A 14,086-nucleotide genomic window follows, 5' to 3' on the forward strand; every position below is an offset into this window, starting at 1 on the left:
CTGTCCATGAAATAGGGGCGCCCTGAGGCGCCCCTTTTGCATCGAGCCTCAGGCGTCAGCTTTTTTGACCGGCCCGCAGCAGTTGGCCCGGCAAATCACCTGTGGCTTGCTGGTTCTCGAAGATGGTCTGCCCGGCCACGAGGGTGGCCAAGTAACCGTCGCAGCGCTGTGTCAGGCGGCGTCCACCCGCAGGCAGGTCGTAGACCATCTCTGGGGCATACAGGCGCAATTTTTCGTAGTCAATGATGTTGATGTCTGCTTTTTTGCCGACTTGCAGCGTGCCGCGGTCGTGCATGCCGTAAATGCGTGCGGTATCCAGGGTCTGACGCTTGACCATGGCTTCCACGCTGAATTTGCCGCCCCTTGTGCGCGAACGGCTCCAGTGGGTGAGCATGAAAGTGGGCATGCTCACGTCGCAGATGTAGTTGCAGTGCGCTCCACCATCGGACAGGCTGTTGACGGTCACATCGGTCTGCAACCATTCATGCAGGTGATCCAGATTGCCATATGAGTAGTTGAAGCTCGGGTAATACAGCATGGCCATGCCGTCTCGCTCCATCATCAGGTCGTAGACAACTTCGAGGCCGCTGCGGCCCTGAGCCTGCATCATGGCCTGCACGCTTTCGCTGGCTTCGGGCTCGTAGTCGGGGTTGTCGGCCAGGCGGTAGATTTTGTGGAAGTTGCCAAACATGGTTCGCATACGCTCATCGGTGCGCAGGCGTTCGCCGGTCAGGATGGCTTCACGCACCTCGGGCTGGCGCAGCCGTGCGATGCGCTCAGGCCAAGGCAGCTTGGCGATCTCCAGGTAAGCCGGGCTCACGACGAAGGGGTGCAAGCTGCTGTGCCATGAAAACAGCAGGCCCACGGGTCGTCCGCAAACGCCGCCATACAAGGGAATGTTTTGCGCATGGGCTTCCTTGAGGGTCCCCAGAATGTCTTTCCACAAATCGGGGGCCGGGTCGGTCTGCTGCAGGTTGAAGAGCACGGGCAGCTTGTTTTTGAGGGCCAAATTGCGCATCCAAGGGATCTCGTGGTGCATGGAGATGTGGTTGGAGGTCATCTGGAATACGCCGTGACCCACCTCGCCCAGCACTTGGCCCAGGGTGGAGATCTCTTCCCCCGTAGCAAAGGTGCCGGGCGGGTATTTGCGTTGATCGTATTTGTGCAGAAAGGTGCGCGATGTAGAAAAACCGAAGGCGCCTGCTTTGAGGGCCTCGCGCACAATGGCACACATTTCGAATAAATCGTCGGGCGTGGTTTCATCGTGCTGTATGCCGCGCTCGCCCATCACATAAGCCCGCACAGCCGAGTGGGGGATTTGGGTGGCAATGTCAAGGGCTTTGGGGCGTCGTGCCAACGCGTCCATGTACTGGGGGAAGGTTTCCCAGTCCCACTCGATGCCCTCGGACAGTACCGCTCCGGGGATGTCTTCTACGCCCTCCATGACCGATATCAACCAGTCGCGCTTGTCCGGTTTGACCGGGGCAAAGCCCATGCCGCAGTTGCCCATGACCACGCTTGTGACGCCGTGCGCAGTCGAGGGGGAGAGGTAGGGGTCCCATGTGGCCTGGCCATCGTAGTGGGTGTGGATGTCGATCCATCCAGGGGTGACCAAAGCACCTTGGGCATCGATGGTGCGGCGGGCTGCGCCAGCTTTGCCGCCGACTTGGGTGATGGTGCCATTGTCGATGGCGATGTCGCCAGCCACTGCGGGGGCACCAGTGCCATCTATGAGGCAGCCGCCTCGGATCACGGTATCGTGCATGGAATTGTCCTTGTGTTGGGGGTTAGTCGAGTTTGAGGTTCAGGCGCTTGATCACGCTGCCCCAGCGCTCGTGGTCGCGTTTGACGATGCGTGCAAATTCTTCGGGTCCAGCGCCGCTGACTTCATTGCCCTGGTTGGCGATCATCTGACTGACCTCGGATGATTTCAGGGCGCGACCCACGGTGTCAGAGATTTTTTTGGCCAATGCTGCAGACATGTTGCCGGGTGCAAAGAAGCCTTGCCAGCCCACAATGTCGATGCCCTCTACGCCTGCTTCGGTCATGGTAGGCAAGTCGGGCAGCACGCTCAGGCGTTTGTCTGCGGCAACAGCCAGCAGCTTGAATCGGCCCGCTTTGGCGCCTTCCACGGCGGTGGCTGTGCCATCAAAATAAAACTGCACATCGCCTGCCATCAATGCCCGCGTGGCGTCGGGCGTGCCCTTGTAGGGCACATGGACCATTTGGGTGTTGCTGCGCAACATTAGCATCTCGGCGTTCAAATGCGATGTGGACCCCTGGCTGTAAGAAGCAAAGTTCAGTTTCCCAGGGTTGCTGCGCGCGTAGTTGACCATGTCGCGCACCGAGTTGAAAGGCGACTCCTTGTTGACCACCAACACGGTGGCCGACCGGGCCACTTGCATGATGGGCGTGAAGTCCTTGAAGGGGTCGTAGGGCAGTTTGCTGTAAAGGTGCGGGTTTTGGGTGTGCGTGACCACGATGGTGTACAGCAGGGTATGACCATCGTTGCTGGCCCGGGCCACGTCCTGAGCACCGATCAAGGTGCCAGCGCCGGGTTTGTTGTCCACGACGAAATTCCCGCCTGTCTCGTCGTTGAGCTTGCGTGCGATCGTGCGGGCCAAGCCATCCGTTCCGGAGCCCGCCGGAAAAGGCAATACGATTCGAACCGGTTTGCCAGGCGTTGGCCAGACAGCGTCTTGCGCCCAGACCAGGCCAGTCAGAGGGCCCATGCAAAGGACTGCGAGCAGCGCGCCCGCCAAAGTCTTTCTGCGCCCGGGTGTGAACGCCGTGCAAGGTAATGCCATGTTTGTCTCCTGTGGTTTTTCGGGTTGTTCAGCTTTCAGCTTAGGGGGTCTGCTGAATAAAAACAATTGCAAAAAAATATGAAATAAATAAAATATTTTTATATGCTTAACCTGCGAAGACTTGAACATTTCGCCGTCATTGCGGAGGAAAAATCCTTTTTAAAGGCAGCGCTTCGCCTGAACCTGACGCAACCGGCTTTGACGCGCAGCATCCAGACACTGGAGGACTCATTGGGGCTGCTGCTGTTCAATCGTGCCCAGGAAGGGGTGAATCTGACGGATGCTGGGCAGCGACTCTTGCCCCGTGCCCTGCGGATGTTGGGCGATGCCGAAAACCTTCGACGCGAGGCCCGTCAACTGGTCGGCATGGACCGCGGACATGTGAATTTCGGCGTAGGGGTGTTTCCTGCTGAAGCTTTTCTGACCCGTGTGCTGATTGAGCAGGTCCAAGAAAAGCCCGGCCTGACGGTCGATGTGGACATTGGTAACTGGCAACGGCTTCGGTCCAAATTGGAGCGCAACGAGCTCGATTTCGTGGTGGCACTGACCCACAGCCTGCCTCCACCCGCGGACTTCGTGGTGCATCCCCTACCACCACAGAGGTTTGGTTTTTTTGTGCGTCATGGCCACCCCTTGCTCGGTTTGGACGAACGCTCTCAGCGCATGGCTTTGCGGCAATACAAGCTGATCGGCCCTTTATTGCCTTTGCAAGCCCGGCAGTCCTTGACGGAGGTTTATCAGTTGGACTCCCACGAAGAGTTGCCCATCGGGATGAGCTGTGACAGTGTGGCGGTGCTTCAAAAAGTCATGCTAGAGAGTGACTGTGTTCTGTTTGCCACCCATGAAGCCTTGCCCGTGGCTTCATTGCAGGATTCATTTGCGGTATTGCCGCATGTGCGCTATGCCGCTGCAGAGCCTTTGGCCACTGCCCTTATCCACGCGCAGGGGCGGGTGCTTTCACCGGCCGCCGTGTGGTTGATCGGGAAAATTGAGCAGGTGTTGCGCCTCAATGCCGACCCCGCTGAAAAAGCGAAGGTCTGAAATTGGCCAGCAAAGCCAGCAGTGTCAGAGAAATGCCTGCCCACTGCCAGCCACTGATGACTTCATTCAGAGCCACGGCCCCTGCTGCGAGGCCGATCACGGGCACGCCCAGGCTCAAAGGCGCCACTTGATTGGCCGGATGGCGTTTGAGCAGGCCGGTCCACAGAGCGTATGCGATCACGGTGGCAAACCAGCCCAGGTAGAGGATCGAGACCCAGCTGACCCATCCGATCTCACGCAGTTGCTCCCAACCTGGCGTGGGATCAAATGCCCAGCTCAATACAGCAAAGGGAATGATGGGCACCGTCGAGCTCCAGACCACAAATGCCACCGGGTCGTAGCCAGGTCCAGACGGGTGGGATTGCTGTGCTTTACGCACAACGATGTTCGAGATGGCCCACATGGCGGCTCCCCCCAGATTCAAGAGCAAGCCCGGCCAGGTGACCCCTGTGGATGTTCCGGCCTGGACGCCCATGCCAAAGCAAGTCAGTGCCAGAGCACCCAGGCCCAGGCTGAATTTTTTCTCACGCCCCAAAGGTTCATGCAGCAGAGCCATGCCAAAGAGCGCAGTGAAAAACACTTGCGTTTGCATCAACACCGATGCCAGCGAAGCGGTCATGCCCAGTTTGAGTGCCAGGAACAGAAGTCCAAATTGCCCCAAACCTTGACACACGCCATAGAGCAGAATCCATCGAACCGGCAGTGCCGGTTGTCGAATGAAAAACACCAGGGGCAAAGCCGCAGCCAGATAGCGTCCTGTGCCCATTTGAAATGGCGTGAAGTCCTTCAGACCGAATTTCATCGCCACGAAATTGGTGCCCCAGATCAGGATCACACCCAAAGCGCAGAGGTAGTCTTTGACAGAAAAAGTAGAGGGCATTTTCGACAAGCCACAAGTAAAACACTGCAGGCATCAAGGTTAAAAAAACCACAAGAAGTTGCTCACTTGTGGCTTTTTATCTTAAGTGCCAGGTTCTGGGTTCCCTGTGCCCTGCGTGACGCGCCTTCAGGCGCCTGACTTTTCCAGGTCGCGCAAACGAAAGCGCTGGATCTTACCGGTGGCCGTCTTGGGCAGCTCGGCCACAAACTCGATGAAGCGCGGGTATTTGTAGGGCGCAAGGCGCTCTTTCACGAAGGCTTTGACTTCTTCTTGCGTCAGGCTCTGGCCGGCTTTGAGGACGATGAAAGCCTTGGTCTTGGTCAGGCCGTCGGTGTCTTCTTTGCCAATCACAGCCGCTTCCAAAATGGCCGGGTGCTGCACCAGTGTGGCCTCGACTTCAAAGGGCGAGACATAAATGCCGCTGACTTTGAGCATGTCGTCATTGCGGCCCGCGTAGGTGTAGTAACCGTCGGGGTCGCGGGTGTACTTGTCGCCGCTCTTGGTCCACACGCCTTGGAAGGTGTCGCGCGATTTTTCGCGGTTGTTCCAGTACATCAGGGCGCTGCTGGGGCCTTGGATGTAGAGGTCGCCGATCTCGTTGTGGCCGGTGACCACGCTGCCGTCTTCGTTGCGCAACTGCACCTCGTAGCCGGGCACGGCCTTGCCGGTGGTGCCGTAGCGCACATCGCCGGGGCGGTTGGACAAGAAGACGTGCAGCATTTCGGTGGAGCCGATGCCGTCGATGATTTCGCAGCCAAAGTGGGCCGTCCAGCGCTCGCCAATGTCACGTGGCAGCGCCTCGCCCGCCGACGAGCACAGGCGCAGCGCGACCTGGCTTTGGGCCGGCAGGTCGGGGCTGGCCAGCATGCCGCCATAGCCGGTGGGGGCGCCGTAAAACACCGTGGGTTGGTGGTCCACCAGACGCTTGAAGGTCGCTTGCGGGGTGGGGCGCTCGGCCATCAGCACCACCGTGGCCCCGACGCTCAGGGGGAAGGTGAGCGCGTTGCCCAGGCCATAGGCAAAGAACAGCTTGGCGGCAGAGAAGACGGTGTCGCTTTCCTGCAAGTTCAATACGCCCTTGCCGTACAGCTCGGCGGTCCAATAGAGATTGCCTTGGCTGTGCACGGTGCCCTTGGGTTTGCCGGTCGAGCCCGAGGAGTATAGCCAAAAAGCCGGTTCATCGGCCAGGGTCTGGGCAGGCAACACCGCGGTGCTTTGCGCCACCCAATCGGCCATGTTGAGCTGGCCTTGCGTCAAGGGCGCTTGGGGGCGAGACACCACCACATGCTGGACCTCGGTCTTGCCCAAGTCCAAGGCGGCTTGCAAGGTGGGCAGCAAGGCGCTGGACACCAAAGCGGCTTGGGCGCGGCTGTTGCTGAGCATGAAGGCGTAGTCTTCGGCCGTGAGCAGCGTGTTGACGGCCACCGGCACCACGCCTGCATACAGCGAGCCCAAAAAGGCCACCACCCAGTCGCTGCAGTCTTGCATCAGCAAGAGCACGCGCTCTTCGCGCTTGAGGCCCAGAGCTTGCAGGCCACCCGCAAAGCGGCGGATTTGTTCGGTCAGTTCACCGTAGGTCATCGACCCCAAGTCGTCGATCAGGGCCGTCTTTCCTGGACGTGAGGCGTTGGTGGCGATCAGGTGCTGTGCAAAGTTGAAGGCTGCAGGCGGTGGGGTCACGGGGCGTGTCATGGGTGTCTCCGGTCGAATTCTTGTGGGATCAGTGTGTCGTGTGTGGGGCGATCTGACAATGCCTTTACAGCGCCAGTTTGCCGCCTTGAGCCGTCAAAGCGTCTAAGGCGAGTGGACTGCCTTGCACCGCTGTGCGGCGGTGGTAGAAGTTAAGGGCTCTGAGGCCACCCAGCTCTTCGCCGCCACCGGCACGGCCAGGGCCGCCGTGCAGGCTCATGGGCATCACGTTGCCGTGGCCGCTGTGCAGGGCCGCCACATCGGGCGAAATCGCATGCACACGGCCGTGGCTGCTGGCCAGCTCCACCGAGGCTTGCGCGGTGAAGGCGGGGTCTTCGCTGTACACCGAGCACACCAGCGAGCCTTCGCCGCGACGGATCATGGCGTAGGCCTCGTCGATGCTGTCGTAAGGCATCAGGGTGGACACGGGGCCGAAAACCTCAACCGCGTGCAGCACTTGGGCCGTCATGGGCGACTCGGTGCCCAGCAGCACCGGGGCCACGCAGGCGCTCGATGCATCGGCGTCCACCAAGCCAGCGGCGCTGCCATCGAACAACACGGTGGCTTCGGTTCTCAGCTGGGCCAGGCCCGCCAGCACGCTGGCTTTTTGCTCTTGGCTCACCAGCGCGCCCATGCGCACGGTTTCGTTGCGCGGGTTGCCCACGGTGGTTTTGGCCAAGCGTGCGCCAATGGCGTCTGCGGCTGCTTTATACAACGCACGCGGCACAAACACGCGGCGAATGGCGGTACATTTTTGGCCCGATTTGACGGTCATCTCGCGGGTCACTTCGGCCACCAGCAGCTTGAAGGCTTCGCTGTCGGCCGTGGCAGCAGGCGAGAGCAGGGCACTGTTGAGGCTGTCGGCTTCGATGTTGCAACGCACCGACAGCTCGGTCACGGCGCGGTGGCTGCGGATGATTTGGCCGGTTTCGGCCGAGCCGGTGAAGCTGACCACGTCAAAGGCTTGCAGCTGGTCCATCAGGCCAGCGGACGAGCCGCAAATGACCGACAGCGCGCCCACGGGCAGCACGCCGGCATCGACCACGTCTTTCACCATGCGCTGGGTCAGCCAAGCGGTCGCGGTGGCGGGTTTGATGATGACTGGAACGCCCGACAGCAGTGCAGGTGCGGCTTTTTCCCACAGGCCCCAGCTGGGGAAGTTGAAAGCGTTGATGAACAGCGCCACACCGCGTGTGGGCACCTGGATGTGCTGGGTCTGAAATGCCGGGTCTTTGGCCATGCGGATGCGCTCGCCGTCGAGCAGCAGCGTGGCGTCGCCCAGAGCCGCGCCCTGTTTGGCGTAGTAGCCCAGGGTGAAGATGGCGCCATCGATGTCCACGCCCGAGTCCTTGGCCACGGTGCCGCTGTTGGCGGTGGCGATCTCGTAGTAGGCGTCGCGGTTGGCTTGCAGAACCTCGGTGATGCGTGTGAGCAGTCCCGCGCGTTGGCCGTAACTCAGGGCACGCAAGGCAGCGCCGCCTTGTTCGCGGGCAAAGGCAAAACCTTCGGCCAAATCGATGCCGCTGCTCGACACGCGGGCCAACTCGTTGCCCAGCACAGGGTCGAACAGGGGCGTGCCAATGCCAGTGCCGGTTTGCCAGCGGCCTGCGAAGAAGTTGGGGAGCAAAGTGGTCATGAACGGCATTTCAAAAGAGGTTGCAGGGATGGGCATGTGCAGGACATGCAACAAAAATCTGTTCGGGGCCCGCAGTTGGCGGTATAAACACGGGTTGATGCATTATTCTGCTTGGCAGGAGTATGCAATAAAGTGCATGTTTTGACCAGCGGGAAATCCTAGGGTATTCCCGAATAAAGAGACAAAGGTTCCCCATGTCGTCTGAAGAATTGACGGAGACAAGCCTGCAAGCGCCAGGCCAAAAACGCAGCCCCTTTCTGGAATCCCTGGGTGAGCGTGTGCGCAACCTGCGTTCGCGCAAGGGCATGACGCGCCGCGCCGTGGCCTTGGCGGCCGAGGTCTCCGAGCGCCACTTGGCCAACCTCGAATACGGCACCGGCAATGTGTCGGTGCTGGTGCTTTTGCAAGTGGCGCAGGCCCTGCAGTGCTCTTTGGCGGAACTGCTGGGCGATGTGACGACCTCTTCGCCAGAATGGCTGCTCATTCGCGAGTTGCTGGGCAAGCGCAGCGAAGCCGATTTGCGCCGCGCACGCCTTCAGATCAGCGAGATGCTGGGCGAGGGTGGCACCGCCATGGAACGCCAAAACCGCATCGCGCTGGTGGGCTTGCGTGGAGCGGGCAAGACGGCGCTGGGCCAGCGCCTGGCCGATGATCTGGGCTTTCCCTTCATTGAACTGAGCCGCGAAATCGAACAATTTGCCGGCTGCCAAATCAGCGAGATCCACAACCTGTACGGTGCCAACGCCTACCGCCGTTACGAGCGCCGCGCCCTTGAAGAAGCGATTCAGATTTACCCCGAAGTGGTCATCGCCACACCCGGTGGCTTGGTCTCGGATTCGGCCAACTTCAACCTCTTGTTGTCGCACTGCACCACCGTGTGGTTGCAGGCCGATGCGGCCGATCACATGAGCCGTGTGGCCGCCCAAGGCGACATGCGCCCCATGGCCGCCAGCCGTGAGGCCATGGAGGACCTCAAGCGCATTTTGGAAGGCCGCTCGGCCTTTTATTCCAAGGCCGACCTGGCCATCAACACCAGCACACGCACCGAAGACCAGGCTTTCGCCGCTTTGCGTGCGACCGTCAGGCAGCATTTGGCCTTGCAGGTTTAGTTCCTAGGGTAAACACCTACAAAATGCAGTAAAGTGCAGATTGTTTTGGGCAGAGGGATGCAATAAACTTCATCCCATCGGCGCTGAAGTGCCACTTTGTTCACCCACTCAACCTGATTTCAACCGGAGACACACCATGACAGAAGCTTTGTTGGTCAATTACCAAACCCACCCTTCGCAGTACAAGCACATCAACCTGGCCTTTGATGGCGAGATCGCCACCTTGTCGATCAACATCAACGAAGACGCCGGCATTCGTCCTGGCTACAAGCTCAAGCTCAACAGCTACGACCTGGGTGTGGACATCGAATTGCACGACGCGCTGCAGCGCATCCGTTTCGAGCACCCTGAAGTGCGCTCGGTGGTGGTCACCAGCTTGAAGGACCGCGTGTTCTGCTCCGGCGCCAACATCTTCATGTTGGGTGTCTCCACCCATGGCTGGAAAGTGAACTTCTGCAAGTTCACCAACGAAACCCGCAACGGCATCGAAGACTCCAGCAAGCACGACGGCCTGAAATTCGTCGCTGCCCTGAACGGCGCTTGCGCTGGCGGCGGCTACGAGCTGGCCCTGGCCTGCGACGACATTGTCTTGGTGGATGACCGTTCATCTTCCGTGTCTTTGCCAGAAGTGCCCTTGCTGGGCGTGTTGCCTGGCACCGGCGGCCTGACCCGCGTGACCGACAAGCGCCATGTGCGCCACGACCTGGCCGACATCTTTTGCACCAGCGTGGAAGGCGTGCGTGGTCAAAAAGCCGTGGACTGGCGTCTGGTCGATTCGATCGCCAAGCCCGCTGTGTTCAAAGATGTGGTCAAAGCACGTGCCACCCAACTGGCCGCTGGCAGCATCCGCCCTGTTGGCGTCAAGGGCGTGGAACTCACACCGTTGAACCGCACCATTGCTGCTGACGCGCTGAGCTACACCAACGTCACCGTGGACATCGACCGCGCCAAGCGCATCGCCACCTTCACCGTCAAGGCCCCTGCCACAGCGCAGCCCACCGACATCGCTGGCATCGAAGCCGCAGGCATGAACTGGTGGCCGCTGCAAATGGTGCGCGAACTGGACGACGCCATCCTGCACATGCGCACCAACGAACTCGACATCGGCACCTGGGTGCTCAAGACCTCGGGCGACGCGGCAGCCGTGTTGGCGTCCGATGCCACGATGTTGGCGAACAAAGACCACTGGTTTGTGCGCGAGACCATCGGCCACCTGCGCCGCACCTTGGCCCGCATGGACGTGACCTCGCGCAGCCTGTTCGCCCTGATCGAAGAGGGGACTTGTTTTGTGGGCACACTCGCCGAACTGGCTTTCTGCGCCGACCGCGCTTACATGTTGGCCTTGCCAGATGACGAAGCCAAGGCCCCCAAGATCCAACTGAACGAAATGAACTTCGGTTTCTTCCCCATGGTCAACGACCAGACCCGTTTGCAGCGCCGCTTCTACGAAGAAGTGCCCGCCATGGAAGCTGCACGCGGCGCCATCGGCAAGGCCTTGGATGCTGATGCCGCTCTGGCCCTGGGCCTGGTGACTGCAGCACCTGACGACATCGACTGGGCGGATGAAATTCGCTTGGCCCTGGAAGAGCGCTCTTCCATGTCGCCTGACGCGCTGACCGGTCTGGAAGCCAATTTGCGTTTCGCCAGCCAAGAAAACATGCTCACCCGCATTTTTGGTCGCCTGACCGCCTGGCAAAACTGGATCTTCCAGCGCCCCAACGCCGTCGGCGAAAAAGGTGCCCTGAAGGTCTATGGCAAAGGCGAAAAAGTTCAATTTGATTTGAACCGCGTTTGATGTTTTTGCGTTGTGCAGTGCGGTGCCCGGTGGTCCACGCTGCAACCGAAATTTGACCCCACCGTTGCTTTTTCATTTCTGGAGACTCTCATGTCCGGTATCAACTACAGCGAAAAGATCCCTAATAACGTCAACCTGAGCGAAGACCGCACGCTGCAACGCGCCCTGGAGCAGTGGCAGCCTAACTTCATCAACTGGTGGGACGACATGGGCCCTGAAGGCTCGACCGACATGGACGTGTACCTGCGCACGGCCGTGAGCGTGGACCCCCAAGGCTGGGCCCAGTTCGGCCATGTGAAGATGCGCGACTACCGTTGGGGCGTGTTCATGAACCCTGGCGAGCAAGACCGCAAGATCCACTTTGGTGACCACATCGGCGAAAAAGCTTGGCAAGACGTGCCTGGCGAACACCGCGCCAACCTGCGCCGCATCATCGTGACGCAAGGCGACACCGAGCCAGCATCGGTGGAGCAGCAACGCCACCTGGGCCTGACAGCGCCCAGCATGTACGACTTGCGCAACCTGTTCCAAATCAACGTCGAAGAAGGCCGTCACCTGTGGGCCATGGTGTACCTGCTGCACAAATACTTCGGCAAAGACGGCCGTGAAGAAGCCGACGCCCTGCTGCAACGCAACAGCGGCAACGAAGACAACCCCCGCATCTTGCAAGCCTTCAATGAGAAGACCCCCGACTGGTTGTCTTTCTTCATGTTCACCTACTTCACCGACCGCGACGGCAAGTTCCAGTTGTGCGCTTTGGCTGAGTCGGCATTCGACCCCCTGGCCCGCACCACCAAGTTCATGCTGACCGAAGAAGCGCACCACATGTTTGTGGGTGAGTCCGGCGTGAGCCGCACCATCCAGCGCACGGTGGATGTGATGAACCAGCTCAAGACCGACGACGTGGGCAAGCTGCGTGCTGCTGGCGTGATCGATCTGCCGACCATTCAGCGCTACATCAACTTCCACTTCTCGGTGACCATCGATTTGTTCGGCGCCGACGAGTCGTCCAACGCCGCCACTTTCTATAGCTCTGGCCTCAAGGGCCGTTACGAAGAAGGCAAACGCACCGACGACCACATCTTGAAGGGCAACAGCTACAAGATCTTGGCCGTCGAAGAAGGCAAGTTGGTCGAAAAAGAAGTGCCGATGCTCAACGCTTTGAACGAAGTGCTGCGCGACGACTACATCACCGACTCCAAAGGCGGCATCGACCGTTGGAACCGTGTGATCAGCAAGGCTGGCATTCCTTTCACTTTGACCGCACCGCACAAGGCTTTCCACCGCAACATCGGCTCATTGTCGGGTTCCAAAATCACGCCCGATGGCCGTGTGGTGACCGACGAGCAGTGGATGGCGCAAGTGGGCGAGTGGCTGCCCACCAACGAAGACCGCGCCTATGTGGCCAGCCTGATGGGCCGCGTCGTCGAGCCCGGCAAGTTCGCCAACTGGATCGCTCCCCCCGTCATGGGCATCAACCGTCAGCCCGTGGACTTTGATTACGTCCGCTTCAACTGATGCGTTGATTCTTTGATCGACTGCTGCCTCATTTTTGGGGTGGCAGTCGTCAAAGGCAGGGGCGGGTTCCTCATACTGGGGTACCAGAAATCGTCACCCGCCCCTGCCTTTGACGACTGCATGGTGTGCGCAAAGCACACCCAATGCCGGTAGACTGCATTTTTTGCACGGGCGCTGAGCGACGGTATGGCTTGGGGCCGGGCGCCGATTTCTGGTACCCCAGTATGAAGCGCCCGGCCCCAAGCCATGGCGTTGCGGACCTCGTCAAACAAAAGATAAAAAGCTGAAGAACCACAAGAAAGCCGTGACATGACCACCGAATCGACCCTGATCAAACAGCACGTCATCGATCCCGAGATCTGCATCCGCTGCAACACCTGCGAAGCGATCTGCCCGGTCGGGGCCATCACCCACGACTCGCTCAACTACGTGGTCAAGGCCGACATCTGTAACGGTTGCATGGACTGCATCTCGCCTTGCCCCACCGGCTCGATCGACAACTGGCGCATGATGCCCAAGTCCAAGGCTTACAGCATCGAAGAACAACTCAAGTGGGACGAACTGCCGGCTGAACTCAGCGCCGAAGAACTGGCTGCGGCGTGTGGTGGCGATGCTGCCGCTGCGCAAGAAGAAGCCCAAGCCGCTGTGCAAGCCGCTGCCTCTTCCTCATCGGCTGCCAGCACCGCAGTGGCTTCGGGTTTCAACTCCGCCCAGTATGGCGCGACCATCCCGCCCTGGTCGGCCGCCCACGCCTACACCAACGTCTACGGCCCCAAGGCTGCCGAGAAAACCATCACCGCCACCGTCACCGGCAATCTGCGTGTGACCGAAGTCGGTAAGGACTACGACACCCACCACATCGTGCTCGACTTTGGCAACCTGCCATTCCCCGTGCTCGAAGGTCAGTCGATCGGCATCTTGCCCCCCGGTGAAGACGCGAAAGGCAAGCCGCACCATGCGCGCCAATACTCGATCGCCAGCCCCCGCAATGGCGAGCGTCCGGGTCACAACAACCTGTCGCTGACCATCAAGCGCGTGCTCGAAGACCACGACGGCCAGCCTGTGCGCGGCGTGGGCTCCAACTACATGTGCGACCTGAATGTGGGCGACAAAGTGCAAGTGATCGGGCCGTTTGGCGCGAGCTTCTTGATGCCCAACCACCCCAAGAGCAACATCGTCATGATTTGCACGGGTACAGGTTCTGCCCCCATGCGTGCCATGACCGAATGGCGCCGCCGCCTGCGTGCCAGCGGCAAGTTCGAGGGCGGCAAGCTCATGCTGTTCTTTGGTGCCCGTACGCCGGCTGAGCTGCCTTACTTTGGCCCGCTGAACAACCTACCCAAGGACTTCATCGACATCGAATTTGCCTTCTCGCGTGAAGCCGGCAAAACCAAACGCTATGTGCAAGACGCCTTGCGCGACCGCGCGGCCGATGTGGCGGCGCTGCTCAAGGACGGCAACACCTGTTTCTATGTGTGTGGTCTCAAGAGCATGGAAGAGGGCGTGGTCATGGCCCTGCGTGACATCGCCCAAAACGCCGGTCTGGACTGGGAAGCCATCGGTGGCGCGCTCAAGAAAGAAGGCCGCCTGCACCTCGAGACTTATTGAGCC

At 60.0% G+C, this 14,086-nt stretch carries 10 protein-coding genes; 5 read left to right on the top strand and 5 right to left on the bottom strand.

The window, feature by feature from the left end:
- Positions 1–55: 55 nt before the first annotated feature.
- Both QLQ16_RS13205 and QLQ16_RS13210 read right to left on the bottom strand, forming a co-directional pair.
- A complete protein-coding gene (locus QLQ16_RS13205) occupies positions 56–1,765 on the bottom strand; it encodes an N-acyl-D-amino-acid deacylase family protein (protein WP_283225130.1) in 1,710 nt (569 codons plus the stop codon).
- A gap of 22 nt (positions 1,766–1,787) precedes the next feature.
- On the bottom strand, positions 1,788–2,807 hold the full coding sequence (locus tag QLQ16_RS13210) for a Bug family tripartite tricarboxylate transporter substrate binding protein (protein ID WP_283225131.1): 1,020 nt from the start codon (positions 2,805–2,807) through the stop codon (positions 1,788–1,790).
- 102 nt (positions 2,808–2,909) lie between these two features.
- Between QLQ16_RS13210 and QLQ16_RS13215 the strand changes: the two genes are divergently transcribed.
- Entirely contained in the window at positions 2,910–3,848 is a 939-nt protein-coding gene (locus QLQ16_RS13215; RefSeq protein ID WP_283225132.1) for a LysR family transcriptional regulator, read from the top strand.
- Here QLQ16_RS13215 and QLQ16_RS13220 read toward each other — a convergent pair.
- The 3 genes from QLQ16_RS13220 to QLQ16_RS13230 all read right to left on the bottom strand — a co-directional run bounded on the left by QLQ16_RS13220 (position 3,814) and on the right by QLQ16_RS13230 (position 8,053).
- Entirely contained in the window at positions 3,814–4,728 is a 915-nt protein-coding gene (locus QLQ16_RS13220) for an EamA family transporter (protein ID WP_283225133.1), read from the bottom strand. The genes QLQ16_RS13215 and QLQ16_RS13220 overlap by 35 nt on opposite strands.
- 126 nt (positions 4,729–4,854) lie before the next feature.
- A complete protein-coding gene (locus QLQ16_RS13225; protein ID WP_283225134.1) occupies positions 4,855–6,420 on the bottom strand; it encodes a benzoate-CoA ligase family protein in 1,566 nt (521 codons plus the stop codon).
- 64 nt (positions 6,421–6,484) lie between these two features.
- On the bottom strand, positions 6,485–8,053 hold the full coding sequence (locus tag QLQ16_RS13230; RefSeq protein ID WP_283225135.1) for a 3,4-dehydroadipyl-CoA semialdehyde dehydrogenase: 1,569 nt from the start codon (positions 8,051–8,053) through the stop codon (positions 6,485–6,487).
- 194 nt (positions 8,054–8,247) lie between these two features.
- On the opposite strand from QLQ16_RS13230, the gene QLQ16_RS13235 reads away from it, so the two are divergent.
- The 4 genes from QLQ16_RS13235 (at position 8,248) to boxA (ending at position 14,083) form a co-directional block, all read left to right on the top strand.
- Positions 8,248–9,162 (top strand): helix-turn-helix transcriptional regulator, encoded by a 915-nt coding sequence (locus QLQ16_RS13235; protein ID WP_283225136.1) that lies wholly within the window; start codon positions 8,248–8,250, stop codon positions 9,160–9,162.
- Between the two features lie 136 nt (positions 9,163–9,298).
- The gene (boxC, locus tag QLQ16_RS13240; protein ID WP_283225137.1) at positions 9,299–10,957 is read left to right on the top strand and encodes a 2,3-epoxybenzoyl-CoA dihydrolase; all 1,659 of its coding nucleotides are present in this window, start codon (positions 9,299–9,301) and stop codon (positions 10,955–10,957) included.
- A 90-nt stretch (positions 10,958–11,047) separates the two neighbouring features.
- The gene (gene boxB, locus QLQ16_RS13245) at positions 11,048–12,475 is read left to right on the top strand and encodes a benzoyl-CoA 2,3-epoxidase subunit BoxB (protein WP_283225138.1); all 1,428 of its coding nucleotides are present in this window, start codon (positions 11,048–11,050) and stop codon (positions 12,473–12,475) included.
- A 309-nt stretch (positions 12,476–12,784) separates the two neighbouring features.
- Positions 12,785–14,083 (top strand): benzoyl-CoA 2,3-epoxidase subunit BoxA, encoded by a 1,299-nt coding sequence (gene boxA / locus QLQ16_RS13250; protein ID WP_283225139.1) that lies wholly within the window; start codon positions 12,785–12,787, stop codon positions 14,081–14,083.
- Positions 14,084–14,086: the final 3 nt, after the last annotated feature.

This window comes from Limnohabitans lacus, assembly GCF_030053395.1.
Taxonomy (GTDB): domain Bacteria; phylum Pseudomonadota; class Gammaproteobacteria; order Burkholderiales; family Burkholderiaceae_C; genus Limnohabitans_A; species Limnohabitans_A lacus.

What these genes read in the sequence shown, in the direction of transcription:
- boxA (WP_283225139.1), top strand. Translation starts at nt 12,785, where the DNA reads ATGACCACCGAATCGACCCTGATCAAACAGCACGTCATCGATCCCGAG.
- boxB (WP_283225138.1), top strand. Translation starts at nt 11,048, where the DNA reads ATGTCCGGTATCAACTACAGCGAAAAGATCCCTAATAACGTCAACCTG.
- QLQ16_RS13225 (WP_283225134.1), bottom strand. Translation starts at nt 6,420, where the DNA reads ATGACACGCCCCGTGACCCCACCGCCTGCAGCCTTCAACTTTGCACAG.
- boxC (WP_283225137.1), top strand. Translation starts at nt 9,299, where the DNA reads ATGACAGAAGCTTTGTTGGTCAATTACCAAACCCACCCTTCGCAGTAC.
- QLQ16_RS13205 (WP_283225130.1), bottom strand. Translation starts at nt 1,765, where the DNA reads ATGCACGATACCGTGATCCGAGGCGGCTGCCTCATAGATGGCACTGGT.
- QLQ16_RS13210 (WP_283225131.1), bottom strand. Translation starts at nt 2,807, where the DNA reads ATGGCATTACCTTGCACGGCGTTCACACCCGGGCGCAGAAAGACTTTG.
- QLQ16_RS13235 (WP_283225136.1), top strand. Translation starts at nt 8,248, where the DNA reads ATGTCGTCTGAAGAATTGACGGAGACAAGCCTGCAAGCGCCAGGCCAA.
- QLQ16_RS13230 (WP_283225135.1), bottom strand. Translation starts at nt 8,053, where the DNA reads ATGACCACTTTGCTCCCCAACTTCTTCGCAGGCCGCTGGCAAACCGGC.
- QLQ16_RS13220 (WP_283225133.1), bottom strand. Translation starts at nt 4,728, where the DNA reads ATGCCCTCTACTTTTTCTGTCAAAGACTACCTCTGCGCTTTGGGTGTG.
- QLQ16_RS13215 (WP_283225132.1), top strand. Translation starts at nt 2,910, where the DNA reads ATGCTTAACCTGCGAAGACTTGAACATTTCGCCGTCATTGCGGAGGAA.